This window comes from Micromonospora sp. NPDC023814 (assembly GCF_040639595.1).
Taxonomy (GTDB): domain Bacteria; phylum Actinomycetota; class Actinomycetes; order Mycobacteriales; family Micromonosporaceae; genus Micromonospora.
Map to the genome: position 1 here is coordinate 14,436 of NZ_JBFAAF010000022.1, position 26,114 is coordinate 40,549.

Consider the following 26,114-nt stretch of genomic DNA (forward strand, 5'->3'; position numbering starts at 1 on the left):
TCACCGCGCGGCGGTCGCGAGGGCGCCGTCGCGCGGCGCCGTGGTGAGTCGTCGTACGCCGGGCACGACGGCGGTGCCGGCGCAGGCGACGAGGACCAGCACGCCCGCAGTGAGCAGCGGCATGCCCTCGCCCCAGGCCCGCGCCGCGATCGGCGCGAGGGCGTAACCCAGCGGCATCGCGCCGAGGGAGACCAGCCAGTCGTACGAGGTGACGCGGGCGAGGACGTGGGGCGGGAACTGCCCCTGCACGACGGTCTCCCACACGGGGTTGAGGTAGCCGAGGGCGGTCAGCGCGACGCCGTAGGCGACGACGACCAGCGGGGCGGGGGCGGCGACGGCGAGCAGGGCCAGCGGCGCGGCGTAGCTGGCGAGGCCGAGGTTGGCCACCAGCACCGGGCGGCGGGGGCGGATCCGGGCGGCGAGCAGCGAGCCGACGAGCATGCCCACCGCGCCGGCCTGGAGCATCAGCACCCAGACGCCCTCGCCGCCGAGGCGTCCCACGGCGACCGCCGGGCCGAGGGTCGTCAGGACGGCGGCGGCGCCGTTCCAGACGCCGTGGCCGAGCAGGCTGGTCCAGAACCAGTCGCGGCTGCGGACCTCCCGCCAGCCGTGGGTCAGGTCGGCGAGGACGCTTCGTTTCGGCATCGGGACGTGGCGGACCCGGACGACCGCGAGCAGCAGCGCGCTGAGCGCGAACGTCGCGGCGTCGAGGACGAACGCCCAGCCGGGGCCGGCGGCCCAGATCAGCGCGCCCGCGAGGGCGGGCCCGGCGAGGCGGCTGGCGTTGGCGGTGACGCCCATCAGCGCGTTGGCCTGTTGCCGTTGCGTCGCGTCGACGGTGCCGGCGACCAGGGGCGAGGCGGTGGGCAGGGCGAACGCGCCGGCGGCGCCGCCGACGGCGGCGGCCACCGCGATCACCCCGAGCGACGCCTGGCCGAGGAGTTCGAGGCCGACGACGAGTTGCGCGAGGCAGCGTACGAGGTCGGCGAGGATCGCGACGCGGCGGGCGTCGAGCCGGTCGGCGAGCACGCCGCCGAGGGGCAGCAGGAGCAGGCGGGGCACCATCGCGCAGGCCAGCACGAGGGCGAGGGCACCGGTCGAGCCGGTCGCGCGGAGCACGGCCAGGGCCAGGGCGGCGGGCACGACGGCGTCGCCGACGGCGGAGACGGTGCGGCCGAGGAAGAGCAGCCGGAACGGGCGTACGCGGAGGGGATGAGTCACCGGACCAAGGTACTTCGACGCCGAACCTTTCGACAACGAATATTTTGGTGGCGACATAGGGTGGGCTCATGACCGACCGCGACCGCGTCGACCGCCACGTCGAGCGCTGGCTGCCGATCCTGCCGACCCTCGACCCCGACGTCGAAGGCGCGGTGACGCGGATGCAGTTCCTCACCCGGCACCTGCGCGAGGTCAAGGAGCGGACCCTCGTCGACCTGGACCTGCAGGGCCACGAGTACGACACCCTGCACGCCCTGGCCGGCCGAGGGGGCCGGGCCGCGCCGTCGGACCTGGCCCGTGACATGGCGATGGCTCCCGCCTCCGTCACCGCCCGCGTCGACACGCTGGTCCGGCGCGGCTTCGTGCACCGGATCCCGTCCACCACCGACCGGCGGCGGGTCGACGTGGAGTTGACCGAGGCGGGCCGGGCCGCCTGGCGGGGGGCCATGGACGTCGGCGGCGCCGAGGAGCACCGGCTGCTGGCCGCCCTCGCCCCGGACGAGCGACGACTGCTGTCCGACCTGCTGCGCCGGGTCGTGCTGCGCGCCGAGGCCCCGGGCGACTGACCGCCGGGCGGAAATGCCGTGGCGGCGGGCGTATACCGGCTGGCAGGGTGACCGGCATGACAGCGCAGGCTCTGGCGGGAGCGCTCGCCGACGACGTACGACGGCGGGTCTTCGCGGCGATCGTGCTGGGCGGCGCCGACGCCCCGGCGGTGGCCGAACGCACCGGGCTGCCCGCCCGGCAGGTGGTCACCGCGGTCCGGCGGCTCGTCGACGCGGGCCTGGTGGCTGACGGCGACGGTGAGCTGCGGGTGGACGCCGACCGGCTGCGGGAGGCCGCCCGCACGCCGGCGGAGCCCCGGCCGGCAGGGGAGCCCGCGGACCGGGTGCTGCGCACGTTCCTGCGCGACGGCGTCCTGGTCGGGTTGCCGGCGCAGCGGGGCCGGCGGCGGGTGCTGCTGGCGCACGTCGCGACGTCCTTCGAGCCGGGGGTGCGCTATCCGGAGCGGGCGGTGGACGAGGTGCTGCGCCGGTGGTGCGAGGGCGGGGGTTCCGACCACGTGACGCTGCGGCGGTACCTGGTCGACGAGCAGTTGCTGGCTCGGGAGCAGGGCGTCTACTGGCGCATCGGCGGCTGATCGTCCGCGCCGCGAACCGTCCGTCCCCGGACCAGCCTTGTTAGCCTCGGCACATGACCTCGTGTGCGCCGGGCGGCACACCCGACCTCATGTTCATGCTCTCCTGGGCCGGTCACGCGTTGATGGCGGAGCATGCCGCGGGCCTGGCCGAACTCGGCATCTCGCCCCGGGCGCACTGCGTGCTGCTCAAGGCCCGGGCGGGTGGGCTGACGCAGCGCCAGCTCGGCGAGTTGTGCGGGATCGACAAGACCACGATGGTCGTCACCCTCGACCAGTTGGAGACGGCCGGGCTGGCGCGGCGGGGCCCGTCGCCCAGCGACCGGCGGGCCCGCCTCGTCGAGGTCACCGAGGAGGGCGAGAGGGTCCTCGACCAGGCGCAGCGGATCGCCGCCCGGATCCAGGACGACGTGCTGGCCGCGCTGCCCGCGGCCGATCGCGCGGTCTTCCTGCGGTCGATCGCGAGCCTGGTCGGCGGACGGCTCAGCGGCACCGGGGCCTGCGGCCCGGGCGGGCACGACGGATGCTAGTTCCGCGATGGTCCCGCCAAGACGATCTGCTATCCGGGTGGTCCTCGCGGTGGTGCTGGCCCTGCTCTCCCTCGCCCCGGTCTTCGCCACCGAGGCCACCGCCGGCGCCAAGGTCGCCCTGGGTGCGATGCGCCTGGCGGTGGCCGCGGTGCTGATCCCGCTGCTGCCGGCCCGCCGCGCCTGACCTGCCCCGTCCGCCGTGGCGGGGCTCCGCCGCCACGCGGATATTCCCTTGCCGGGCCCGTGATGATCGACGGGTGACGACGACAGACTGGACCGTGGCCCCGACCCGTCCCGACCACCCGGAAGCGGCGGTCCTGCTCGAGGCGTACTACGAGGAGATGGTCCGCCGCTACCACGGCCGGCCGGTCCGCCCGGGCGAGGTCGCGGCGGCGATGGCCGACGACCCGAGCCACGACCTGACCGCCCCCACCGGGTTCCTCCTCGTCGCCCACCGTGACGGACGCCCGGCCGCCTGCGCCGGGCTGCGGTTCCGGCCGGACTGGGCGGAGCTGACCCGGGTGTACGTGCGTCCCGCGCACCGCGGTCGCGGCGGCGGCGCGCTCCTGCTCGCCGCCGTGGAGGAGCGGGCCCGCGCCGCCGGCGTCGCCCGGATCCGGCTGGACACCCGCAGCGACCTCGTCGAGGCCCGAGCCCTGTACGCCCGGCACGGCTACCGGGAGATCCCGGCGTACAACGACGGCGTCTACGCCGAGCACTGGTTCGAGAAGGTCCTCCAGTTGACGCCGGCCGCGCCACGCGCTAAATAGAGAAGTGGCAAGTTGAGTCACTAGGACTCAACTTAGGACCTTCGGCCAGGAGAACCGAGGAGGCAGGACCATGTTGATGCGCACCGACCCGTTCCGTGAGATCGACCGGCTCACCGAGCAGTTCTTCGGCACCGCCGCGCGCCCCGCGGTCATGCCGTTGGACGCCTACCGCGACGGTGACTGGTTCTACGCGGCGTTCGACCTGCCCGGCGTCGACCCGGACAGCATCGACTGCACCGTGGAGCGCAACGTGCTGACCGTCCGGGCGGAGCGGCGCCGGCCCACCGGCGACAGCGTCGAGCTCGTCGCCGCCGAACGCCCGATGGGCACCTTCACCCGGCGGCTGTTCCTCGGCGACACCCTCGACACCGACAGGCTCGAGGCCGGCTACGACAACGGCGTGCTGACCCTGCGGATCCCGGTGGCGGAGCGAGCCAAGCCCCGCCGCGTCACCATCACCGCCACGGCCGACGGCAACGGCCGCAAGCAGATCAACGCCTGAGCATCCGCCGGGGGCGGGCGGGACAACCGGCGCGGCCGTCCCGCCCCCGGTCACCTCCCGGGACAGGCCGGGCGGCACGCCGCGAGCGGATAGAGCGCGGCCAGGGCGTGCGCGGTGGCGGTGAGCCGGTCGCGCAGCTCGGCCGGCGCGAGCACCTCCACCTGCGCGCCGAGCTTGAGCAGCTCCACGTGGCCGTGCTTCACCGACTCGATCGGCACCGTCGTGTGCACCCAGCCGGCCGGGTCCGGCTCGGAGGCCGCCGCCCGCGCCGCCCGGCTCATCGCCGGCGGCAGGACGTGCGCCGTCAGCTCCAGCGCGGCCGTCGTCATCCGCACCCGGGCCTCGTCCCGGTACACGCCGCGCTCGTACCGGTCGGCGTGCTCCTGCCAACAGCGGGCCAGGTCGAAGCCGTCCGGGCGGTCGAACCGTTCGTCGAGGACGGTCAGCGCCAGGACCGCCGCGACCCGGTAGGTGCGCACCTGCCCGTCGGCGTCGGCCACCAGGTACCAGCGGCCGGCCTTGAGCACCACGCCCAGCGGGGCCAGCGTCCGGGTCACCTCCCGCGGGGCCTTCCACCGTCGGTAGCGCACCTCGACGCGCCGGTCCTCCCACACCGCCCGGGCCAGCTCGGCCAGGTGCGGCGTGGGTTCGGGCTCCCGGAACCAGGTGGGGGCGTCGAGGTGGAAACGCTGCCGGATCCGGCCGCCCCGGTCGGCCAGCTCCGCCGGCAGGGCGGCGCGCAGCTTCAGCTCGGCGGCAGCGAGCACCGACCCGAGGCCCAGTTCGGCGGCGGGGCCGGGCATGCCGGCCAGGGACAGCGCCTCCGCCTCGCCGGCGGTCAAGCCGGTGAGGCGGGTGCGGTAGCCGTCGACCAGCCGGTAGCCGCCGGCGGGGCCGCGATCGGCGTAGACCGGCACCCCGGCGGCGCCGAGCGACTCCACGTCCCGGTAGACGGTGCGCACCGACACCTCCAGGGCCCCGGCCAGCTCCGAGGCGGTCATCCGGCCCCGGGTCTGCAGGAGCAGCAGCAGGGAGACCAGCCGACTCGCGCGCACCGCCCGACCGTACCGCCCCCGGGCGGGCGACCTTCCTCGACGCCTCGACGTCGTAGCGGAGGCGCCGCGGCAGTTCCGGGGGCACTCTCGCGATGGCCAGCCACGACGCCTGGTTCGCCGAGGCGGTCGGTTTCCACCGGCGCTGGCGGATGGCCGACCGGCGGGTCGTGGAGGCGTCGGCGGCGGGGCCGATCGCGTAGGGCGCGCCTCCTCCCGTTTGCCAGCCGGAGCTGGGAACCTTTTTCACATGCTGTCCCCGAACGCCCCGGCGTGGCCCCGCCAGTCGCCCCCGCCGGCCCTGCCCGTCGGGCCCACCGACTTCACCGAGGCGTGGCTGCGCAACCGGCGGCTGTCCGAGCACACCCGCGACGCGTACCGGCGGGACGTCGCCGGGTGGCTCGCCTGGTGCGCCGCCCGCGAGCTGGACCCGCTGCACGCGAACTTCCTGCACGTCAACGAGTACGCCCGGGGGTTGGAGGCGACGCTGGCCGCGCGCAGCGGCAAGCCGCTCACCCCGGCCACGGTCGCCCGCCGGCTCTCGGCCCTGTCGAGCTGGTACGACTTCCTGGTCAAGCTGCGGGCCGTGGACGCCAACCCGGTCGCCGGCGCCGACCGACCCCGCATCGACCGAGACCACTCCGCCACGGTGGGGCTCAGCCCCGAGGAGGTGGACGCGCTACTCGCCGCCGCCGAGGCCGACACGGGGCCGACGGCCGCCCGCAACCGTGCCGCGATCGCGCTGCTGGCCGACCTCGGGCTGCGCGTCGGGGAGCTGGTCTCGCTCGACCTGACCGATCTGGGCGCCGAGCGGGGCCACCGCAGCGTCCGGTTCGTCGGCAAGGGCGGCAAGTCCCGCCGCCGCGCCCTGACCCCCGGCACCGCGTACGCGGTCGACGCGTACCTGGCCCAGCGGGCCGCCGCCCAGGGCGTGGCGGTGCACGAGCTGACCGGCCCGCTGCTGGCCACCGCGACCGGGGCCCGGCTGGACCGGCACGCCGTGTTCCGGCTGGTACGCCGGCTGGCCCGGGAGGCCGGCATTGCGGCCTGGGCGAAGCTGTCGCCGCACTCGCTGCGGCACGCCTTCGCCACCACCGCCCGGGCCGAGGGCGTCCCGCTGGAGGACGTGCAGGACGCGATGGGCCACGCCGACCCGCGCACCACCCGCCGCTACGACCGGGACCGGCACAACCTCGACCGCGACCCCGCGTACGCCATCTGGGCGGCCCGGGCCCGCCGCCGCGGCTGACACCGACGTCCGCGCGCCCCGGGGGTGCCGCGCGCGGCGTTTCCTTCGCGCGCGGCACCCCCGGGGCGCCTGCCGTGAGCCGCCCTGCGGGTGGCCGCCGCCGGCGGCGGGTCAGCCCTGCGGGCGGGGGCAGATGCAGAACGGCTGCCCGGCCGGGTCGGTCAGCACCATCCAGCGGTCGCCGCCGGGCTGGAAGTCCGGCTTCGTGGCGCCGGCGGCGACGAACTCCTTCTCGGCCCGCGCGAGGTCGTCGACGTACAGGTCGAGGTGGTAGCGCTTGCCGGCGTCCTCGTCCGGCCAGGACGGCGGCCGGTACCCCTCGACCAGGCCGAAGCCCACGGCCACGCCCCCGGCGGTGACCATCGCATACTCCGGCTGGCTGTGGGTGATCTCCCCACCGAGGACGCGCTGCCAGAACGCGGCGTGGGCGACGGGGTCGGGGCTGTCCAGGTTGACCATGGCCAGATCGGCGGTGACTGTCATGCCCGGCAGTCTGCCGCGCGTACCTGACATCCACTGTCAGGTACGCGCCCACCTCGCGGCGGTCTACGGGTCCGCGAGGGCGAGCAGGCGGCTCAGCGCGCCGATGCCCTCCTGGGTGCCGGCCGCGACCAGGACGTCGCCGTGGGCGAGGACGTGCCCGTCCCCGGGTGCCGTGATCGTGCGGCCCGCGCGGAGCACGGCGATGACGGTCACGCCGCCGGTACGCGCGACGGCGTCGGCCAGGGGCCGGCCGTCGTAGGGCGACGCGGCCGTGACCGGCAGCTCGGCGACGCTGATCGCCTCGGGGTGCCGCTCCAGGTGCGTGACGTGGTCGACGGTGGCGACCGGGTGCAGCAGCTCGGCCACCTCCTGCGCCTCCGCGGGGCTGAGCGACAGCGACCGCTCGACGGTGTCCGGATCGCCGGGCGCGTACAGGACGAGGTCGCGCCGCCCGCCGCGGTGGCAGATGACCCCGAGCAGCTGCCCCTCGCTGGTGTGCACGGTGTAGCCGACGCCGATGCCGGGCAGCGGGACACGTTCGATCTGCATCATTGCCTCCTGTCCTGGGATGGTGCGGTGTGCGCCTGGCCGGTCTCGCCGAACCACGTGGCCAGCCGCCCGGCGCGCGCGACGGCCCGCAGGCGCCGTTCGGCGGCGTCTCGTACGGGTGGGGTGGTGAGCACGACGAGCTGGTCCCCGACGCGTAGCCGGGTGTGGTGGTCGGGCACGAAGGTGTCGTCGCCGCGGACGACGAGGGTGGTCGCGGCGGGCGGTGGCAGCCGCAGCTCGGGCAGGTAGACGCCGTGCAGGCGGGAGCCGGCCTCGACGGTGACGTGGATGAGGTCGGCGTCCATGGCGTCCAGCGGCGCCAGTTCGATCTGCAGGTCGGGCCCGACGTCGCGCGACGCGAGGCGGAGCCGGCGCGCCAGCCAGGGCAGGGTGGGCGCCTGGATGACCGTGAACACCACGACGAGCACGAAGACGATGTTGAAGACCTGCTCGCTGCCCGGAGCCCCCGCGACGACCGGGATGGTGGCCAGCACGATCGGCACGGCGCCGCGTAGCCCGGCCCACGACAGGAAGGCCTGTTCGCGCAGCGGGATGCGGAACGCGGCCAGCGAGACCAGCACGGACGCGGGCCGGGCGAGCAGCAGCAGGGCCGTGCCGACCACGATCGCGGGGACGATCGCGGCGGGCAGCTCGCTGGGCGTGGCCAGCAGGCCGAGCATCACGAACAGGCCGATCTGGGCGATCCAGCCCAGCCCCTCGGCGACCGAGTGGGTGGCTCGCCGGTGTGCCAGGCCGGAGTTGCCGAGCACCAGCCCCGCCAGGTAGGCGGCGAGGAACCCGCTGGTCTGGGTCAGGCCGGCGACCGCGAACGCCAGCACTCCGCAGGCGACCGTCGCGATGGGGTACAGGCCGGAGGTCGGCAGGGTCAGCCGCCGCAGCAGCCACACGCCGGCCGCCCCGGTCACCACGCCGATCGCGCCGCCGGCGACCAACTGGTAGGCCATCGTGCCGATCAGAGACAGTGGGGCGACGGTGTCGAGGGTGGCGGCGCTGAAGGTGAGCACCAGGATCAGCGTCGGGGCGTCGTTGAGCCCCGATTCGGCCTCCACCAGGCTTGTCAGTCGTCGGGGCAGCGGCACCGACCGCAGGACGGAGAACACCGCCGCCGCGTCGGTGGACGACACGATCGCCCCCAGCAGCAGCGCCATCTGCCAGTCGACGTCCAGCAGCAGGTACGCCGCCCCCGCGGTGACCGCGACGCTGACGAACACGCCGACGGTGGCCAGCACCGACGCGGGCGCCAGCACGCCGCGTACGTCGCTGAACCTGGTGGTGAGGCCGCCCTCCACCAGGATGACCGCCAGCGCCGCCAGGCCCAGGGCCTGCGCCAGGGCCGCGTCGTCGAAGGGGAAGCCGGCGACGTCCTGGCCCAGCAGCAGGCCGACGCCGAGGTACGCCAGCAGGACCGGCATGCCCAGCCGGGTGGCCAGCCGGGCCGCGCCGACGCTGGCCAGGACCACGCCGGTGCCGACGGCCAGCGTCACGTACAGCTCGCCGAGGTTCACGTCGACCCCCTCGTGCCGGGGGCGGACGCGCCGTCGTGCCCGCCCCCGCGCCCGGCTACGCGGCGAAGTAGCGCAGCCACACGTAACCCCAGGCGATCACCGTGGTCAGCACCGTCGTGACGATGCCGTAGCGGGTGAACTGCCAGAAACTGATCGGCTCGCCGGCGCGGGCCGCGATGCCCAGCACGACGATGTTGGCGCTGGCCGCCACGGCCGTGCCGTTGCCGCCCAGGTCGGCGCCGAGGGCGAAGGACCACCACAGCGCCTCGCCGGTGACGGGATCCGGGGCGCCGGCGACGAGGTTCTCCACGATCGGCGCCATGGTCGCCGTGTAGGGGATGTTGTCGAAGAACGCGCCGAGCACCGCCGAACCGAAGATCAGGCCGGTCGCCGCCGTGAAGAAGTTGTCGCCGACGGCGCCGCTGGCCCATTCCCCGATCAACCCGATCACCCCGGTCTCGGTGAGGCCGGCGACCATCACGAACAGCCCGGTGAAGAAGACCAGCGTCGGCCACTCGACCTCGGCGAGGTAGGCCGACGTGTCCGCCCGGGTCACCAGGACCATCAGCCCGGCGCCGAGCAGCGCGACGACGGCCACGTCGACGTGGATCACCGTGTGCAGCATGAACCCGGCCATCACCAGGCCGAGCACGACCAGGCAGCGGACCAGCATCCTCGGGTCGGTGATGGCGGCGCGGGCGTCCATGTCGCGTACGGCCTCGAACCGTTCGGGGTGGTGCACGAACGAGCGGCGGAACATGACCCGCGCCAGCACCAGGAACGCGAGGAACATCAGCAGCGTGACCGGCGCCATGTGCACCAGGAAGTCGTTGAAGCTCAGCCCGGCCCGGCTACCGATGATGATGTTGGGCGGGTCGCCGATCAGGGTCGAGGCGCCGGCGATGTTGGAGGCGAGCACCTCGGCGATCAGGTACGGCGCGGCGGGGACGCCCAGCCGGCGGCACACCGAGATGGTGACCGGGGCGACCAGCATGACGGTGGTGACGTTGTCCAGGAACGGCGACAGGGCGGCGGTGATCACCATGAGCAGCACCATCAGCCGGAACGGGCGGCCCCGCGAGCGCTGTGCCGCCCAGATCGCCAGGAACTCGAACACCCCGGTCTGTTTGATCACCCCGACGATGATCATCATGCCGAGGAGCAGGAAGATGACGTCCCAGTCGATGCCGGCGTGCTGCTCGTAGAACACGTGCGACCCGGGCACGAGCCCGAGCAGGGCCATCAGGCCGGCGGCGCCCAGCACCACCGCGACCCGGTTGATCTTCTCTGTGGCGATGAACGCGAACGCGACCACGAAGATGGCGGTCGCGGCCAGGGCAGGCCAGACGCTCACGGGCGCCCGCCCGGCGGACCGTTCTCCGTGCTGGTGGGCCGGTGCCCACAGGCAAGGATCGCGGCTTCCGGTGGCACGGGTGCTGACAGCACCAGGTGACGGTTCACGGGGTCCTCCCAGGAGGGGTTCGGCGCAACGGGGCAGCGCACCGGCAGGCGGTGCATCCGGGTGCGCAGGGGTAGGGCCCGAGCGGTCCGGGCCTGTCTTCATGGTCATTCGCCCGGTGCGGGCCGACATCGGGGCTGACACCCATTTGCCGCCGTCGCCCCGGGCGGGCGGCCCTGCCCGGCGCACGTCGCGGCAGGTCGCGGCGGCCAAATGGGTGCGGGCACGCATTTACACCACGGGCGCCGCCGGGCAGGCTGGATCATGAAGAGGCGGACCGCTGCAAAGCGTGACCACCCGCCGCCCGCCGGCCGCGGACAATTGCCGATGTCGGCGCGGGCCGGCGGGGCACCAGGGCCGGGAAGGGAGGCGTCGTCGTGTCGCTGTTCTGGCGGATCTTCCTGCTCAACGCAGCGGTCCTCGTGACCGCCACGTTGCTGCTGCTCGGCCCGGTCACGGTGTCCACCCCGGTGCTGCTCACCGAGGCCGTCGTCCTGACCGTGGGCCTCGCCGCGATGCTGGTCGCCAACGCCGCACTGCTGCGGGTCGGCCTGGCGCCGCTGCGCCGCCTGACCCGGGCCATGACCACCATCGACCTGCTCCAGCCCGAGCCGCGCCCGGTCCCGGCCGGGCAGGCCGGCATCGCGGAGCTGATCCGCGCCTTCAACGCCATGATCGACCGTCTGGAGGCGGAACGGGCGACCAGCGCGGCCGCCGCCCTGTCCGCCCAGGAGGCCGAGCGCCGCCGTATCGCCCAGGAGCTGCACGACGAGGTCGGCCAGACGCTGACCGCGGTCCTGCTCGAACTGAAACAGGTGGCCCGTCACGCGCCCGACCCGGTTCGCGCGCAGCTCGCCCAGGTGCAGGAGACCACCCGCGACAGCCTCGACGAGATCCGCCGCATCGCCCGCCGGCTACGCCCCGGGGTGCTGGAGGAACTCGGCTTGACCAGTGCCCTGAAGGCGCTCGTCACGGAGGTCACCGGGCACACCGAGCTGGCCGTGCGCCAGCACCTCGGCGCGGACCTGCCGGCCCTCGACGGAGAGGCCGAACTGGTGATCTACCGGGTCGCCCAGGAGGCCCTCACCAACACCGTCCGGCACGCCAGGGCCACCACCGTCGAGATGTCCCTGGCCGCTCAGCCGGGCCACGTGCAGCTGCGGATCCGCGACGACGGCCGGGGCATCGGCGACGCGGCCGAGGGCGCCGGCATCCGTGGCATGCGCGAGCGGGCCCTGCTCATCGGCGCCCCGCTCGCCGTGACCCCCGGCCCGGCCGGCGGCACCGAGGTGCGGCTGCGGGTGCCACTGACCGACCGGGACGGCCGGCCGTGACGACCCGCATCCTGCTCGCCGACGACCACGCCCTGGTGCGCCGCGGGGTCCGGCTCATCCTCGACAGCGAACCGGACCTGACGGTCGTGGCCGAGGCCGGCGACGGCGCGGAGGCCGTCGCCCTGGCCCAGGCCGAGCGCCCCGACCTGGCCATCCTCGACATCGCCATGCCCCGGATGACCGGCCTGCAGGCGGCCCGGGAGCTGTCCCGGCAGCAGCCGGACCTGCGCATCCTCATCCTGACGATGTACGACAACGAGCAGTACTTCTTCGAGGCCCTCAAGGTCGGCGCCAACGGCTACGTGCTCAAGTCCGTCGCCGACCGTGACCTGGTGGAGGCCTGTCGCGCCGCCGTACGCGACGAGCCGTTCCTCTATCCCGGCGCGATCAACGCCCTCATCCGCACCTACCTGGAACGCACCGCCCGGGGCGAGAGCCTGCCCGCCCGGGCCATCACCGAACGCGAGGAGGAGATCCTCAAGCTCGTCGCCGAGGGCCACTCGTCGAAGGAGATCGCCCGCCTGCTGTTCATCAGCGTCAAGACCGTCGAACGACACCGGGCCAACCTGCTGCAGAAGCTCGGCCTCCGGGACCGGCTCGAGTTGACCCGCTACGCCATCCGGGCCGGCCTCATCGAGCCGTGAGCCGGCCCGGCGCAGCGGGCCCTTCCGGGTGGGCGCGCCGGCGGGCTCGCGGGGCGCGCGCCGACGATGGACGACGCGGTGCCCGTCCGGACCGGGTCGACTTTTCCTGCGGGCGGCCCCACCGGTTCTCTACGGTCGACGGGTGGGCGCTGAGCAGCCGTGGAGCCGGCCGGCCCGGCGGCGCCGCCCGATGCGCACCGGGCTGGTGTTCGCGGGCGTCGCCGTGCTGCTGTGCTGCGTCGGGGTGGCCGGGCTGGGCGCCTGGAACGTGCAGGTGGTCACGCAGGCCAGCGGCCCGGTGCGGGAGACCGCCGACGGGTTCCTGCGCTCGGTCGCCGCCGGCGACACCGACGGCGCGTACGACCGGCTCTGCGCCGACGCGCGCACCCGGTGGAGCCCGATCGGGTTCACCAGTTGGCTGCGCACGCCGCCGGTGGTCAGCGGCTACGAGATCCTCGACGTGTCGGTGGCGACGCGCGGCGGCCGCCCGCAGGGCACGGTGACGGTGCGGCTGACCCGCGACAGCGGGCTGACCGAGGAGCGGAAGCTGTCGGTGGTGCGGGAGGGCGGCGACTGGCGGGTGTGCGGCGACCCGTACTGACGTGTCAGCGGCGCGGGCCGAGCTCACCGGCCCGGTAGTGCCGCCGGCACAGCACCTGGTAGCGCACCTCGGCGCTGTCCACCGTGTCGCCGATCACGACCTGTTCGCCCTCGCGGACGACCCGCCCGCCGACCACCCGGGCGTTGAGCAGCCCTTCCCGGCCGCACCAGCAGAGCACCTCGACCTGGATGCGGGCCACCTCGTCGGCGAGTTCGAACAGCCGCTGCGCGGCCGGGAACAGGCAGGACCGGAAGTCGGTGGCCAGCCCGAACGCGTACACGTCGACGTCGTAGCTGTCGACCAGCTCGGCCATCTGCTCGATGTGCTCGAGGTTGTAGAAGGAGGCCTCGTCGCAGATGAGGTAGTCGACGCGGACCCCCTCGGCCCACGTGTCGCGCACCAGCGTGCGCAGGTCGAGGTCGTCGGTGACCTCGACGGCCTCGTGGGCCAGCCCGATGCGGGTGGTGACCTGCGGGCCCAGCGAGCGGTCGATGCGGGTGGTGACCAGGCCACGGCGGCCCTGCCGGGCGTGGTTGTGGTTCATCTGCAGCGCCATCGTGGACTTGCCGCAGTCCATCGGTCCCCAGAAGAACTTCAACGCCGCGGCGTGCAGCGGACGCCCGTCCACGCCCCGCGCCGCGGCGCACCCGGCGGGGGAGTCGTCGGGGCCCAGCGGCGGGCGCGCCAGACAGGTCGGGGCGGCGGCGTGGTCGGTCACGGTCGGGCAGCCTAGCTGATCGACGTCCCCCGATCCGGTCGGTGCGGTCCGCGCTGCCTCACAGCACCCGGGGCGGGGTGTTGCCGGCGGCGACGATCGCGCGGCGGATCGGCACGGCCAGCAGCAGCAGGAACCCGACGACGAAGAAGATGAGCAGGGAGACCAGGCCGACCCGGTACGAGGAGGTCAGCTGGAACACCAGGCCGAAGGCCAGCGGGCCGAGCCAACTGGTGCCCTTGTCGCTGATCTCGTAGAAGCCGTAGTACTCGCCCTCCTTGCCGGCGGGGATGAGCTGACTGAACAGCGACCGGCTCAGCGCCTGGCTGCCGCCGAGCACCAGGCCGATGGCCGCGCCGAGAACCATGAACGGCAGCGGCGCCTCGGCGGGCAGCCGGAACGCGCCGAGGATCACCCCGGTCCACAGCACCAGGCTGATCAGGACTGTCTTCCAGGCGCCGATGCGCTTGGCGAGCGCGCCGAGCAGCAGCGCGCCGCCGAAGGCGAGGAACTGCACCAGCAGGATGGTCACGATCAGGGTGCTCTGGCCGAGCTTCAGCTCCTCGGTGCCGTACTGGCTGGCCAGGGCGATGACGGTCTGGATGCCGTCGTTGTAGACCAGGAACGCGAGCAGGAAGAACAGCGTCAGCGGGTACGCCTTGATCTCCCGCAGGGTGCGGCCGAGCTGCCGGAACCCGTCGGTGACCGGGTTGCCGCCGGCCAGCGCGGCGGCGGTGGGGTGTTCGCGCAGCCAGCGCAGCGGAACCAGGGTGAACGCCGCCCACCACAGCCCGGCGGACACGATCGACCAGCGGGCCAGGTCGAGGGTGCGCTGGTGGTTGCCCTCCTCGCCGAGCATGCTGACCGCGACCAGGTTGAGTGCCAGCAGCAGGCCGCCGCCGAGGTAGCCCAGGGCCCAGCCGCGGCTGGAGATGCCGTCGCGGTCGTCGGGGCCGCCGAGCTGCGGCAGGAACGAGTTGTAGACCACGACGCCGGCGCCGAAGGCGATGTTGGCGACGAGGAACAGCAGCCCGCCGAGCAGGTACCGGTCGCCGGTGACGAAGAGCATGCCGACGGTGGCGCCGGCGCCGGTGAAGGCCGCCGCGGCGAGCAACCGCTTCTTGTGCGCCGACCGGTCGGCGACCGCCCCGATGACGGGCAGCACGAACACGGTGAGGAACACCGACAGCGACACCAGGTACGGGAAGTACGAGCCGGCGGCGACCTTGATGCCCAGCGGGTACACGTACCCGGAGCAGGTGTCGGCGCCGAGTTCGCAGCCGGCGGCCAGTTCGGTGACGGTGGTCAGGAACGGGCCGAGGAACACGGTGATCACGGTGGTGGAGAAGGCGGACATCGCCCAGTCGTAGAGGTACCAGCCGGTGCGTTCACGGCGGGTGCTCGCCGGGGCGGGGGTGTCGCCGACCGTGGGGGTGGCGGTCTCGGCCATCGGGGGTCCTTCGGCGCTCAGGCGGCCCAGTGGCCGCGGCTGCGGTAGACGTCGCGCAGCACGCCGACGTGATCGGTCATGATGCCATCCACTCCAAGATCAAGTAACTCGTGCATATCGGCAGGTTCGTCGATCGTCCAAACGTGCACCTGCAGGTCGAGTCGGTGGGCGTAGCGCAGGAACCGGCGGTCCACCACACGCACCCGCCCGTAGCGCACCGGCACCTGGGCGGCCACGACCGACGGGGGCAGCCGCAGCGCCCGGCCGGTCAGCGAGGCCATCCGCAGCCGGGCCACCCCGCGCATGCCGAGGCTGGTGGCGATCCGGCCCCCGGTGCTGGCACGCAGCCGGGCCAGCCGGGCGTCGCTGAACGAGGCGAGCAGCACCCGGTCGCCGGCGTTGGCGCGCGCGAGGGTGGCCACGGTCGGGTCGACGCCGCCGTCGGCCTTGACGTCGACGTTGAACCGGACCTCGGGCCAGGCGTCGAGGACCTCGTCGAGGCGGGGCACCACGGCGGCACCGCCGACGCGTACCGAGGCCAGGTCCGCCCAGCGCAGGTCGGCGATGCGCCCCGGCTCGCCGGTGACCCGCGTCAGGGTGGCGTCGTGGAAGACCACCGCCACGCCGTCGGCGGTGCCGTGCACGTCGGTCTCCACGTACCGGTAGCCGAGCCCGATCGCGCGGGCGAACGCCGCGGCGGTGTTCTCGTCGCCCTCGGCGGCGCCGCCGCGGTGGGCGAAGGCCAGCGGCGCGGGGGCGTCGAGGTAGGGGTGACCGGTCAGCACGCGACGCAGTATGCCGGTCTCCGGTTGCCGCGCGGCGACCAGCCTGTGACCGTTGATCGCCGGTGCGGACCGCTTCCCGGGGCGGACGCCGCGCAAGCCCCACGGGCGTGCGCCGAACCCACGGTCGCGCCGGCCGTTCGGTCACAGGTTGTCACGCCGCCACGAATTACTCAGCGTGCGGGGTGTCAGGTCCGGGCGAGTGCCGCTTCTGCCCCTTTGCTCTGCAGCCCTATGTGCACCACCCCGTTGGCCTGCGGGTTCTCCCGGGGCCTGGTGATGGCCGCTGCCCACGGGTCTCACTCTCGGTAGCTGGCGCATCGATGGGTGCAGAGCAAAGGGCCGACAGGGGTACTCCAGCGGGGAGTGACCGCCTGTGCGCTCAGTGACGATTCGGGTGGCAGGACAGGTCCGCACGACAAGGCGGGCGGCGCGTGGGGGTGGCGGGCGGCGCGTGCTCCGGCTGCGGCCGGGACGAGACTCGGGTTCAGGACGTGGGGCGACGGCGGTGCGAGCGGCTGGTGTCGGCGGGTCGGCCGGGGTCGACGTGGCGGGGCCGATCGGGCTCGTCGGGCCGCAGCGGGACGAGGCCGTCGGTGATGGCGTCGATGATCCGGTCGGTGGCGCGCCGGGCCGCGCCGGGCGTGACGGGCGTGACGTCGCCCAGGTCGACCGGGTCGCCGAAGTGCACCCGGACCACGGGGCGCCGCCACATGGCGCGGGCGACGCCGCGCAGCAGACCCTTCGGGGCGCGGTAGGGCACCACCTCGTGCGACCCCCACTGGGCGATCGGGATCACCGGCGCGGCGCAGGCCAGGGCGAGGCGGGCCGTGCCGGTCTTGCCGCGTTCGGGCCACATGCCGGGGTCCAGGCCGATGCGACCCTCGGGGTAGACCAGGATCACCGAGCCGCCGGCGACGGCCGCGGCGGCGTCGTCGAGGGCCTGGTGTACGGCGCTGGTACCCCGGTCGACGCGGATGTGCCCGGCGCGGCGCATCGCGGTGCCGATGACGGGGGTGCGGAACAGCCCGCCGGTGGCCATGATCCGGGGGGCGACGCCCCGGGCCCGGCAGGCGGCGGCGAGAACGACCGGGTCGAACGGGCTGATGTGGTTCGCGGCCAGGATCAGCGGGCCCCGGCGCAGCGCCTCGGGCACGCCCCCGCTGACCTCGAGGCGGGCCACGAGCGCGACGACGACGCGGGCGAGCAGTTGCGCGGCGCGCCAGATCAGCGGGGGCTGCCACGTCGGGTGGGCGGTGTCCATCAGCCGGCAATGGTCGCACGCACGGACCGGGCGGCGGGGGCGGGGGCGCCGGTTCGGCGACCGCCGGGGCGTTCGGCAGAGGTGATCAGGGTCATTGGTCCCGGGTCGGTTAGGGCCCCCCGCCCCTGCCCATTCCTCTACGACGGGAAGTAGTATTTACTACGTCTCGTAGTATGCACAGCTGGGGGTTTCTGGTGGACGCGTTGGACGTCGCCCGCTGGCAGTTCGGTGTCACCACCGTCTACCACTTTCTCTTCGTACCGCTGACCATCGGCCTGTCCGTGCTGGTGGCGATCCTGCAGACCATGTGGCACCGCACCGGCAACGAGAAGTACCTGAAGCTCACCAAGTTCTACGGCAAGCTCTTCCTGATCAACTTCGCGATGGGTGTGGTCACCGGCATCGTGCAGGAGTTCCAGTTCGGCATGAACTGGAGCGACTACTCCCGCTTCGTCGGCGACATCTTCGGCGCGCCGCTCGCCATCGAGGCGCTGGTCGCGTTCTTCCTGGAGTCGACCTTCATCGGCCTGTGGATCTTCGGCTGGGACCGGCTGCCCAAGCGGCTGCACCTGGCCGCCATCTGGGCCGCCGCGATCGGCACCAACCTGAGCGCGTACTTCATCCTCGCGGCGAACTCGTTCATGCAGAACCCGGTCGGCTACCGGATCAACCCCGACACCGGCCGTGCCGAACTCACCGACTTCCTCGCCGTGCTGACCAACAAGGTCGCCCTGGTCACCTTCCCGCACACCATCGCCGGCGCGTTCCTGGTCGCCGGCTCGCTGCTGGTCGCGGTCGCCATGTGGCACCTGATCCGCAACCGCGACTCGGCCGACACCCCGGCCTACCGGTTCGCCGCCAAGTTCGGTTCCTGGGTCACCCTGGTCGCCACCGCCGGCGTGATCATCACCGGCGACATCCAGGGCAAGATCATGACCGAGGTTCAGCCGATGAAGATGGCCGCCGCCGAGGGCCTCTACACCACCGAGAGCCCCGCCTCGTTCTCCGTGCTCACCGTCGGCAGCCTCGACGGCAGCCGCGAGCTGTTCGCCCTCAAGATCCCGTACCTGCTGTCGTTCCTCGGCACCGGCGACCCCAACGGCACCGTCCAGGGCATCAACGACCTGCAGGCCCAGTACGCCACCCAGTACGGCGCCGGCAACTACGCCCCGATCATCCCGGTCACCTACTGGAGCTTCCGCTTCATGATCGCCTTCGGGTTGGCGGCCGCCGCGATCACGCTGCTGGTGCTCTGGAGCCAGCGCAAGGGCCGCACCCCGACCAGCAAGTGGCTGCTGCGCGCCGGCCTGGCCATGCCGCTGCTGCCGCTGGCCGCGAACTCCTTCGGCTGGATCTTCACCGAGATGGGCCGCCAGCCGTGGATCGTCTTCGGCGAGATGCTCACCCGCGACGGCGTGTCCCGCAGCGTGTCGCTGACCGAGGTGCTCACCTCGTTCACCGCCTTTACCCTGATCTACGCCACCCTCGCCGTGATCGAGGTCAAGCTGCTGCTGCGCTACGCCAAGGCCGGCGTACCCGACCTCGAACCGGCACCGGAGACCGACGACACCGACGACGACGCCGAGCGCCCGCTCGCCTTCGCCTACTGATCACCGGAGCCCACCGTGGAACTCACCACCATCTGGTTTCTGCTCGTCGCGGTCCTGTTCACCGGGTACTTCATCCTGGAGGGCTTCGACTTCGGCGTCGGCATGCTGCTGCCCGTGCTCGGCCGCAACGACCGGGAACGCCGCGTCCTGATCAACACCATCGGCCCGGTCTGGGACGGCAACGAGGTGTGGCTGATCACCGCCGGCGGCGCGATGTTCGCCGCCTTCCCCGAGTGGTACGCCACCCTCTTCTCCGGCTTCTACCTGCCGCTGCTGCTGATCCTGCTGGCCCTGATCGCCCGCGGCGTCGCCTTCGAGTACCGCCACAAGCGCCCCGAGGCGTCCTGGAAGCGGCGCTGGGACACGGCGATCTTCGTCGGCTCGCTCGTGCCGGCGGTGCTGTGGGGCGTGGCGTTCGCCAACATCCTGCGCGGCGTGCCGCTGGACGCCGACCACGAGTACGTCGGCGGCCTGCTCGACCTGCTCCACCCGTACGCCCTGCTGGGCGGCGCGACCACCGCGGCGCTGTTCCTCACCCACGGCGCGGTGTTCGTCGCGCTGAAGACCGTGGGCGACGTCCGCGAGCGCGCCAGCGCGCTCGCGGTACGCCTGGGCGTGGCCACCGCCGTGCTCGCGGTGGCGTTCCTGGCCTGGACGTTGACCATCCGCTCCAGCACGGCCGCCGCCGTGTTCGCCGTCGGCGCGGCGCTGGCCCTGCTCGGCGGTCTCGCCGCCGCCCGGGTACGCCGGGAGGGCTGGGCGTTCACCGGCACCGCCGTGGCGATCGGCCTGGCCGTGGCGACGCTGTTCGCGGCGCTGTTCCCGAACGTGCTGCCGTCCACCCTGGACGCGGCCGGGACGCTGACCGCCACCAACGCCGCCTCCACCCCCTACACCCTGAAGATCATGACCTGGGTGGCGGTGGTGTTCACCCCGATCGTGCTGGCCTACCAGGGCTGGACGTACTGGGTGTTCCGCAAGCGCATCGGAGTGGCCCACATCCCGCAGCACTGACCGGCCCCCGGGACTAGGGTGAGGCGGTGACCGGCGACGCGTGGACCGACCTTCTCGGCAGCGCGACGCCGGTCGTCGCCGCCCCGCTCGCCGGGGGCGCCACCACCTGCGCCCTGGTCCGCGCCGTCGCCACGGCCGGCGGCTTCGCCTTCCTCGCCGCCGGCTACAAGACCCCCGAGGCAGTCGCCGCCGAGCTGGCCGAGCTGCGCGCCACCGGCACACCGTGCGGGGTGAACCTGTTCGTGCCCGGCCCCCGCGACATCGACGAGACCACCTTCCGTCGGTACGCCCACCAGATCGCCGCCGAGGGCGCACCGTACGGGCTCGACCTGGCCGGCGCGCCGCTGGTGCACGACGACGACCACTGGCCGGACAAGATCGACCTGCTGCTGGCCGACCCGGTGCCGGTGGTCAGCTTCACCTTCGGGCTGCCCGACCCGGCGGCGGTGACCGCGCTGCGCCGCGCCGGCACCCGGGTGCTGGTCACGGTGACCTCGGTGGACGAGGCGCTCGCCGCACGCGAGCTGGGCGTCGACGGGCTGGTCGCCCAGGGCACCGAGGCCGGCGGGCACAGCGGCACCCACACCCCGCACCGGCCAGCCCCGCCGACCTCGACCCGACCCCTGGTCCACGACGTGCTCCGGGCCACCGGGCTGCCGGTGGTGGCCGCCGGCGGCGTCGCCGGCCCCGACGACGTCCGTGACCTGGTCGCCGCCGGCGCCACCGCGGTGGCCGTCGGAACGTTGCTGCTACGCACCGACGAGAGCGGGGCCAGCCGCACCCATCGCGACGCCCTGGCCGACCCGGCCCGCACCGGCACCGTGCTCACCCGCGCCTTCACCGGCCGGCCGGCGCGCGGGCTGCGCAACGCCTTCATCGACCGGTACGAGCCCGTCGCGCCGCTCGGCTATCCGGAGCTGCACCACCTGACCCGGGGCATGCGCGCGGCGGCGGCCGCGGCCGGGCACGCGGACCGGGTGCACCTGTGGGCCGGCACCGGCTACCGGCACGCCACCACCGGCCCCGCCGCCGTCGTGGTCGAACGGCTGACCGCGACGCTCTGACCGGGCGGCGCCGGCGGGGCCGTGTCCGGCACGACCCGCGCACCCGGGCCGGGCCGTGGCCGGCGCGGGTCACGCCGCGGCGGGGGTGCCGTTCCCGGTCGCCGCCAGCTCGGCGTGCCCGCTGCGGTCATCACCATCACGTCCACAGGGTGGCGCGAACTCCAGCGCATGGGGGAGACCCTCGCCGGCGTCCAGGACACCCTGCTCTCCCACCGAACGCGACCAGCTCACCCGCCTGCTCGGCAAACTCCTCGCACACCATCGGCAGCGCCACCGACCGGCGAAACGCCGGCGGGACGGACGGCGCCACCGCCACCCGCCCCGCCGGCGCCCACCGCTCAGTGCGCCTCGCGCAACTCCGCCAGCCGCGCCTCGATCTCGGCCAACTCCGCGCGCAGCTTCTCCGCCTGCTGCTCCGCCTCGGCACGCTCCGCCGCCATGATCTGCTCCACCGCCTCGTGCACCCCCGGCACGTCGACCAGCGCCACCATCCGCAGCGCCTCCGCCGGCTTGACCACGTACGGCTTCGCCAGGGACTTGCTGCCCTGCTGCGCCGCGACCGTCCACTCGCCGTCGGCGTACGCCAGCGTGACCGTCAGCCCCGTCGGGCCCTTCGGCTTCGCCGCCTTCACCGGCCGCCGCGCCGGCTTCGCCTCCGCCGTCTCCACCTTCGGCTCCTCCCGCTGCTCCCGCGGCGCCGGCACCGGCGCCCGGTCCAACACGAACTCCGGCTCCGCCGGCACCGGCGCCGGCTCGGGCTCCGGCTGCGGCTCCGCCACCTTGCGGCCCACGCCGCGCGGCGCCACCGCCACGTCAGCGGGGGAGAAGGGCAACTCGTCGCGACCGAACCGGACCACCACGAACTCGTCGGAGGCCGCCGGGTCGGTCAGCTCCACCACCTGCCCCACCTGCCCGGCGATCTGGCCCGCCGACGCGGTGAACACCACCTTCGGTTTCCGCCCTGCCGCCAACGCCTCCCGGATGGTGCGCACGTCCTCGTCGGACAACCCCTGGCCAGCGCCACCCATCAGCAACCTCTTCCCTCGTACACCTGTTCAGACGCCTGCCTTGATACCAGCCGGCCCCGACACGCGCGAGATCACCCCCCCCAGCGCCCGCAGCGCCGCGTCGGCGTGCGCGTTCATGCTATGTCCACTGTGGACCACCCCGATCACCCGCCGGTCCGTGCCGATCACGAACGTCATCGGCCGCGTGCTCAACGCGCCCAGCGGCAGCCGCCGCCGCACCCCGAACCGGTCCGCCACCACGCCGTCCGGGCCGCCCGCCCCCGCCCCCACCCCCACACCCACACCCACCACCGCCCGCGTGTGACCTTCCCCTCCCGCATCAGGCGCGCCGGTCGCGGTAACGTCGGCCCAGCAGCCACGGCAGGGGAGAGGCGCATTGAATCCTGTCACCGTCATCACCGGCGGCAGCCGCGGCATCGGCGCGGCCACCGCCCGCCGCCTCGCCCACGCCGGCCACCACGTCGTGTTCGGCTACCGCCGCGACCGCGACGCCGCCGACAAGGTGCTCGCCGACCTCCACGCCACCGGCGTACGCGGCCTCGCCGTGCCCGCCGACACCCGCGACCCCGAGCGGGTCGCCGCCCTGTTCGACGCCGCCGCCGACCTCGGCCCGATCACCGGCCTGGTCAACAACGCCGGCGTCACCAGCCCCATCGGCGCCTTCGTCGACCTCGACCCGGCCGACCTGCGCCACGTCGTCGACGTCAACCTCGTCGGCTACGTCCTGTGCGCCCAGCAGGCCGCCCGCCGCATGGGTAGCGGCGCCGCCATCGTCAACGTCTCCTCCGCCGCGGCCACCCTCGGCAGCCCCGGCGAGTACGTCCACTACGCCGCCGTCAAGGCCGCCACCGACACCCTCACCACCGGCCTCGCCAAGGAACTCGCCCCCCGCGGCATCCGCGTCAACGCCGTCGCCCCCGGCATCATCCGCACCGACATCCACGCCCTGTCCGGCCAACCCGACCGACCCGACACCGCCGCCGACCGCATCCCCCTCGGCCGCCCCGGCGAACCCGACGAGGTCGCCGCCGCCATCGCCTGGCTCCTCGGCCCCGACGCCACCTACACCACCGGCACCGTCCTACGCGTCGCCGGCGGCCTGTAGCCGTGGGCGTCTTCGGCGACGTCGCCGACCTCTACGACGACGTACGCCCCGACTACCCGACCGAACTCGCCGACCTCATCCGCGCCTACCACGGCCGTACCCCCGACACGGTCGTCGAGATCGGCGCCGGCACCGGCAAGGGCACCGCCGTGCTGCTCCGCCTCGGCGCACCCGTCACCTGCGTCGAACCCGACCCCCGCATGGCCGCCCGGCTCACCGCCCGGTTCCCCCGGGCCCGCGTGGTCACCTCGACCTTCGAACGGTGGCAGCCACCCGCCGGCGGCGCACCCCTGCTGGCCTGCGCGCTGGCCTGGCACTGGCTCGACCCCGCCACCCGCAACCGGCGCGCCCACGACGCGCTCACCCCCGGCGGCACCCTCGCCGTCTTCGGCCACAAGTACGACTACGCCGACCCCGGGCAGTCCCGCGCCCTCGACGGCTTCTTCCGCGCCACCGGCCCCAGCACCGTGGAACGACCCGCCGGCTGGTTCGAGCGCGACATCACCGACAGCCGTCTGTTCACCGACGTCCGGGCCGCCCACCTGCAGCGCGACGTGCCGCTGCCCGCCGAACGCTACCTGCAACTCGTCCGCACCTTCGGCCCGTACCGGATCCTCACCCCCGACGAACAGGCCCGCGGCCTGACCGCGTTGCGCCGCCTCGTCGACGACCTCGGCGCGCCGGTCGTGCTGCGCCTGCGCACCACCCTCGTTCTCGCCCGCCGTCCCCGGCTCGTCGACGCGGGCTCGTGAGCGGAGGCGTCCGGGAAGGGGCGCGGCCACCCGATCGGTAGGAAAGTTTCACCGATTGCCCCGGCCGATACAGATCATTTACGATCGACGCCCATCACTCGACCGGGTGCCCGGACACCACGGGCCCGAACAGGGGAGACCCCCGATGAGCGACGACCTGGAAACACGCCGCCTGCTCGACACGCCCGCCCGGCGCCGCACCCTCCTCACCGCACTGGGCACCGGCGTCGGCATCGGCGTCGTCGGCATGCCGAGCCCCGCCATGGCGGCCGTCGCCGGCTGGAGCAACCCCACCCTCGGCACCCTGACCTCCGGCTACAAGACCCCCAGCCGCCCCACCCACACCGGCTGGGACGTCGCCAACAACCAGGGCACCCCCGTCTACGCCACCGCCGACGGCACGGTCCGCGACATCAAGACCAACTCGTACCCGGGCGACACCACCAGCGGGCCCCTGCCCGGACGCACCGGCAACAGCGTCCACCTCAACCACGCCGACAGCTACTTCTCCTACTACGGCCACCTCCACCGCGTCCTGGTCAGCGTCGGCCAGCGGATCAGCTGCGGACAACTGATCGGCCTCATGGGCAACACCGGCAACTCCAGCGGCCCGCACCTGCACTTCGAGATCCACCGCCCCCGACTGACCTCCACCGACCCCCGGATCTTCCTCGCCAACCGCGGCATCACCCTCGGCGCGACGGCCCCCGTCGGCAGCACCGGCTACCCGAGCGTCAGCCAGGGCGCCTCCGGATGGGTGCCCCGCACCATCCAGTACCTCCTGCGGGCCCGCGGCATCTCCGTCGTCGTCGACGGCGTCTTCGGGCCGGCCTGCACCTCCGCCGTCAAGTCGTTCCAGACCAGCCGCGGCCTCTACGCCGACGGCCTCGTCGGCCCGATCACCTGGACCGCCCTCATCCTGCCCCTGCGGGAAGGCAACTCCGGCGACCTCGTACGCGGCCTCCAGACCGCCCTCAACGCCCGCGGCGCCAACCTCCTCGTCGACGGCTCCTTCGGCTCGGTCACCGCCAACGCCGTACGCGGCTTCCAGAGCCGCAACGGCCTCGTCGCCGACGGCATCGTCGGCCCCGTCACGTGGAGCGTGCTCATCTGACCCCCGACGCCGACGTCACCGGCGGCCGCCGTGCCGGCCCTCACTGAGAACGTCAGTCGCACGGCGCCGCCGGCGTTGTCTCGGCCGCTTCCGGCACGGTCGCCGCGCGGCTGGCTGGCAGCCGTCCACCCAGCGCCGCCACGAGTGCGCCTTCCGGTCGCGCCTGGGGCTGGCACGACGTCCTCCTGAGACGGCACTGCCCGGCCGGAGAGATCACCGGCCGGGCAGCATGCTGGCTCTGGTCAGTTGCCGGTAGACACGTCCTTCAGGCCCTGCAGCATCTCGGCGAAGTCCGCGGTCTCCGCCGCAGGCGGCGTCTCGATGTTCACGGCCTTGCCGTAGTCGGTGTAGTCGACCGTCATGTCGCCCATCTTGCCCATGTCCAAGCTCGCCCGGCGCGGCCGGTACTGCTCGTCGACCCAGAGGTCGATCGTGAGCTCCTTGACGCCCTGCTTGGCGTACTGCTGCTCGACGCCCGACCGCAACTCGGCGTCGAGCTGCCCGAGGTAGGTCGCCACCGGAGCAGTGACGGTGTAGTGCACCGTGCGCGCCCCGTTCACCGTCTCCTCGCCGACGACCGTGACACCCTCGGTGGCGAGCAGCGTCTTGACCTGTTTGGTCGGGTCGATGTCCTCGAACTGCTTGGTGAAGTCCATCCCCGCCTGCTCGCCGGCCGCAGCCAGGTCCAGCTTCATCCAGCGCTTCCCACCGATGCTCGCGCGGTCCTTCGCCGGGATCTCGACATAGACCACGCTGCTGATCATCCGGACGACGGTCGGGGTGCCATCCGGGCCCGCCGTCGTCATCTCGGCCTTGACCGGGTCGCCCAGATCGACCACGCCCTGCACCGAGATCTTCTGGCCGCCCGCCGTGCCCTGCATCGTCACGGTCACCGACTCGCTCTTGCCGGTGGCGTCGATCGTCTTCTGCAACGAACCCTTGAGATCACTGGCGAGCAGCTCCAGCACGCTGGGCTGCACCGGCGCGTCCGAGCCGGGCTTCGAGCCGCAGGCAGTCACCGCGAGTGCCGTGAGCGCGGAGACCGCCAGAACAGTGGTCTTCTTCCAAAGTGACACGTGACAACTTCTTTCCCCGAAGGACTCTGGAGATCTCCCCAGATAGAGCGACGACACGCTATCCCAAGCGGTCAACCCCGAG

General features: G+C 73.6%; 29 protein-coding genes. 16 read left to right on the forward strand and 13 right to left on the reverse strand.

Translation table 11 applies throughout. The features are described from left to right. A complete protein-coding gene (locus AB0G14_RS14350; RefSeq protein WP_357697296.1) occupies window positions 1-1,221 on the reverse strand; it encodes an MFS transporter in 1,221 nt (406 codons plus the stop codon). 68 nt (window positions 1,222-1,289) lie between these two features. On the opposite strand from AB0G14_RS14350, the gene AB0G14_RS14355 reads away from it, so the two are divergent. From AB0G14_RS14355 to AB0G14_RS14380, 6 genes are all read left to right on the forward strand, one after another. Beyond that, window positions 1,290-1,787, forward strand: a complete 498-nt coding sequence (locus tag AB0G14_RS14355) for a MarR family transcriptional regulator (protein ID WP_357697298.1) — start codon at window positions 1,290-1,292, stop codon at window positions 1,785-1,787. A 56-nt stretch (window positions 1,788-1,843) separates the two neighbouring features. Further along, a complete protein-coding gene (locus tag AB0G14_RS14360) occupies window positions 1,844-2,362 on the forward strand; it encodes a DUF2087 domain-containing protein (protein ID WP_357697300.1) in 519 nt (172 codons plus the stop codon). 53 nt (window positions 2,363-2,415) lie between these two features. Continuing rightward, window positions 2,416-2,889, forward strand: coding sequence for a MarR family transcriptional regulator (locus AB0G14_RS14365; RefSeq protein WP_357697302.1), 474 nt, complete (start codon window positions 2,416-2,418; stop codon window positions 2,887-2,889). Between the two features lie 37 nt (window positions 2,890-2,926). Further along, window positions 2,927-3,073, forward strand: coding sequence for a DUF6069 family protein (locus AB0G14_RS14370; protein ID WP_357697304.1), 147 nt, complete (start codon window positions 2,927-2,929; stop codon window positions 3,071-3,073). Between the two features lie 73 nt (window positions 3,074-3,146). Then, the gene (locus AB0G14_RS14375) at window positions 3,147-3,659 is read left to right on the forward strand and encodes a GNAT family N-acetyltransferase (protein WP_357697306.1); all 513 of its coding nucleotides are present in this window, start codon (window positions 3,147-3,149) and stop codon (window positions 3,657-3,659) included. A 70-nt stretch (window positions 3,660-3,729) separates the two neighbouring features. Next, the gene (locus tag AB0G14_RS14380; protein ID WP_357697308.1) at window positions 3,730-4,161 is read left to right on the forward strand and encodes an Hsp20/alpha crystallin family protein; all 432 of its coding nucleotides are present in this window, start codon (window positions 3,730-3,732) and stop codon (window positions 4,159-4,161) included. 50 nt (window positions 4,162-4,211) lie between these two features. Here the strand turns inward: AB0G14_RS14380 and AB0G14_RS14385 are convergent, their stop codons facing one another. Further along, window positions 4,212-5,216: a WYL domain-containing protein gene (locus AB0G14_RS14385; protein ID WP_357697310.1), complete on the reverse strand. Its 1,005-nt coding sequence runs from the start codon at window positions 5,214-5,216 to the stop codon at window positions 4,212-4,214. Window positions 5,217-5,463: 247 nt separating this feature from the next. Here AB0G14_RS14385 and AB0G14_RS14390 point away from each other — a divergent pair, with 247 nt between their 5' ends. Next, window positions 5,464-6,462: a tyrosine-type recombinase/integrase gene (locus AB0G14_RS14390; protein WP_357697312.1), complete on the forward strand. Its 999-nt coding sequence runs from the start codon at window positions 5,464-5,466 to the stop codon at window positions 6,460-6,462. Between the two features lie 111 nt (window positions 6,463-6,573). On the opposite strand, the gene AB0G14_RS14395 is transcribed toward AB0G14_RS14390, so the two are convergent. The 4 genes from AB0G14_RS14395 to AB0G14_RS14410 all read right to left on the reverse strand — a co-directional run bounded on the left by AB0G14_RS14395 (window position 6,574) and on the right by AB0G14_RS14410 (window position 10,374). Continuing rightward, a complete protein-coding gene (locus AB0G14_RS14395) occupies window positions 6,574-6,945 on the reverse strand; it encodes a VOC family protein (RefSeq protein ID WP_357697314.1) in 372 nt (123 codons plus the stop codon). A gap of 63 nt (window positions 6,946-7,008) precedes the next feature. After that, entirely contained in the window at window positions 7,009-7,494 is a 486-nt protein-coding gene (locus tag AB0G14_RS14400; protein ID WP_357697316.1) for a TrkA C-terminal domain-containing protein, read from the reverse strand. Next, entirely contained in the window at window positions 7,494-9,020 is a 1,527-nt protein-coding gene (locus tag AB0G14_RS14405) for a potassium/proton antiporter (protein ID WP_357697318.1), read from the reverse strand. Before AB0G14_RS14405 ends, AB0G14_RS14400 begins: the two co-directional genes overlap by 1 nt. Before the next feature lie 55 nt (window positions 9,021-9,075). Next, entirely contained in the window at window positions 9,076-10,374 is a 1,299-nt protein-coding gene (locus AB0G14_RS14410; protein ID WP_357697320.1) for an ArsB/NhaD family transporter, read from the reverse strand. A gap of 482 nt (window positions 10,375-10,856) precedes the next feature. On the opposite strand from AB0G14_RS14410, the gene AB0G14_RS14415 reads away from it, so the two are divergent. The 3 genes from AB0G14_RS14415 (at window position 10,857) to AB0G14_RS14425 (ending at window position 13,058) form a co-directional block, all read left to right on the forward strand. Then, on the forward strand, window positions 10,857-11,813 hold the full coding sequence (locus AB0G14_RS14415) for a HAMP domain-containing sensor histidine kinase (protein WP_357697322.1): 957 nt from the start codon (window positions 10,857-10,859) through the stop codon (window positions 11,811-11,813). Then, entirely contained in the window at window positions 11,810-12,457 is a 648-nt protein-coding gene (locus tag AB0G14_RS14420) for a response regulator transcription factor (RefSeq protein WP_350705562.1), read from the forward strand. The genes AB0G14_RS14415 and AB0G14_RS14420 overlap by 4 nt, the downstream gene beginning before the upstream one ends. Before the next feature lie 142 nt (window positions 12,458-12,599). Next, window positions 12,600-13,058: a hypothetical protein gene (locus AB0G14_RS14425; protein ID WP_357697325.1), complete on the forward strand. Its 459-nt coding sequence runs from the start codon at window positions 12,600-12,602 to the stop codon at window positions 13,056-13,058. 4 nt (window positions 13,059-13,062) lie between these two features. On the opposite strand, the gene AB0G14_RS14430 is transcribed toward AB0G14_RS14425, so the two are convergent. The 4 genes from AB0G14_RS14430 to AB0G14_RS14445 form a co-directional block, all read right to left on the reverse strand. Continuing rightward, the gene (locus AB0G14_RS14430) at window positions 13,063-13,776 is read right to left on the reverse strand and encodes a thymidine kinase (RefSeq protein ID WP_357697327.1); all 714 of its coding nucleotides are present in this window, start codon (window positions 13,774-13,776) and stop codon (window positions 13,063-13,065) included. Between the two features lie 58 nt (window positions 13,777-13,834). Further along, window positions 13,835-15,223: an MFS transporter gene (locus AB0G14_RS14435; protein WP_357697329.1), complete on the reverse strand. Its 1,389-nt coding sequence runs from the start codon at window positions 15,221-15,223 to the stop codon at window positions 13,835-13,837. 17 nt (window positions 15,224-15,240) lie between these two features. Then, the gene (locus tag AB0G14_RS14440) at window positions 15,241-16,008 is read right to left on the reverse strand and encodes a glycerophosphodiester phosphodiesterase (protein WP_357697331.1); all 768 of its coding nucleotides are present in this window, start codon (window positions 16,006-16,008) and stop codon (window positions 15,241-15,243) included. A 484-nt stretch (window positions 16,009-16,492) separates the two neighbouring features. Further along, window positions 16,493-17,269 carry a lysophospholipid acyltransferase family protein gene (locus AB0G14_RS14445; RefSeq protein WP_357697333.1) on the reverse strand — a complete coding sequence of 259 codons (777 nt, stop codon included), beginning with the start codon at window positions 17,267-17,269 and terminating at the stop codon, window positions 16,493-16,495. A gap of 194 nt (window positions 17,270-17,463) precedes the next feature. On the opposite strand from AB0G14_RS14445, the gene AB0G14_RS14450 reads away from it, so the two are divergent. From AB0G14_RS14450 to AB0G14_RS14460, 3 genes are read left to right on the forward strand one after another with little or no spacing between them, the layout of a single operon-like run. Continuing rightward, complete coding sequence (locus tag AB0G14_RS14450) at window positions 17,464-18,879, forward strand: cytochrome ubiquinol oxidase subunit I (protein WP_357697459.1); 1,416 nt, start codon at window positions 17,464-17,466, stop codon at window positions 18,877-18,879. A 15-nt stretch (window positions 18,880-18,894) separates the two neighbouring features. Next, on the forward strand, window positions 18,895-19,893 hold the full coding sequence (cydB, locus tag AB0G14_RS14455) for a cytochrome d ubiquinol oxidase subunit II (protein WP_357697335.1): 999 nt from the start codon (window positions 18,895-18,897) through the stop codon (window positions 19,891-19,893). 26 nt (window positions 19,894-19,919) lie between these two features. Continuing rightward, window positions 19,920-20,957 (forward strand): nitronate monooxygenase, encoded by a 1,038-nt coding sequence (locus AB0G14_RS14460; RefSeq protein WP_357697337.1) that lies wholly within the window; start codon window positions 19,920-19,922, stop codon window positions 20,955-20,957. A 338-nt stretch (window positions 20,958-21,295) separates the two neighbouring features. Here AB0G14_RS14460 and AB0G14_RS14465 read toward each other — a convergent pair whose 3' ends face one another. After that, a complete protein-coding gene (locus tag AB0G14_RS14465) occupies window positions 21,296-21,985 on the reverse strand; it encodes a hypothetical protein (protein ID WP_357697340.1) in 690 nt (229 codons plus the stop codon). A gap of 27 nt (window positions 21,986-22,012) precedes the next feature. After that, window positions 22,013-22,267, reverse strand: coding sequence for a hypothetical protein (locus AB0G14_RS14470; RefSeq protein ID WP_357697342.1), 255 nt, complete (start codon window positions 22,265-22,267; stop codon window positions 22,013-22,015). A 94-nt stretch (window positions 22,268-22,361) separates the two neighbouring features. Here AB0G14_RS14470 and AB0G14_RS14475 point away from each other — a divergent pair, with 94 nt between their 5' ends. The 3 genes from AB0G14_RS14475 (at window position 22,362) to AB0G14_RS14485 (ending at window position 24,956) form a co-directional block, all read left to right on the forward strand. Next, the gene (locus AB0G14_RS14475) at window positions 22,362-23,090 is read left to right on the forward strand and encodes an SDR family oxidoreductase (RefSeq protein ID WP_357697344.1); all 729 of its coding nucleotides are present in this window, start codon (window positions 22,362-22,364) and stop codon (window positions 23,088-23,090) included. A 2-nt stretch (window positions 23,091-23,092) separates the two neighbouring features. After that, the gene (locus AB0G14_RS14480; RefSeq protein ID WP_357697346.1) at window positions 23,093-23,842 is read left to right on the forward strand and encodes a methyltransferase domain-containing protein; all 750 of its coding nucleotides are present in this window, start codon (window positions 23,093-23,095) and stop codon (window positions 23,840-23,842) included. A 145-nt stretch (window positions 23,843-23,987) separates the two neighbouring features. After that, window positions 23,988-24,956: a peptidoglycan-binding protein gene (locus AB0G14_RS14485; protein WP_357697348.1), complete on the forward strand. Its 969-nt coding sequence runs from the start codon at window positions 23,988-23,990 to the stop codon at window positions 24,954-24,956. A 242-nt stretch (window positions 24,957-25,198) separates the two neighbouring features. Here the strand turns inward: AB0G14_RS14485 and AB0G14_RS14490 are convergent, their stop codons facing one another. Then, the gene (locus AB0G14_RS14490; RefSeq protein WP_357697461.1) at window positions 25,199-26,032 is read right to left on the reverse strand and encodes an LppX_LprAFG lipoprotein; all 834 of its coding nucleotides are present in this window, start codon (window positions 26,030-26,032) and stop codon (window positions 25,199-25,201) included. Window positions 26,033-26,114: the final 82 nt, after the last annotated feature.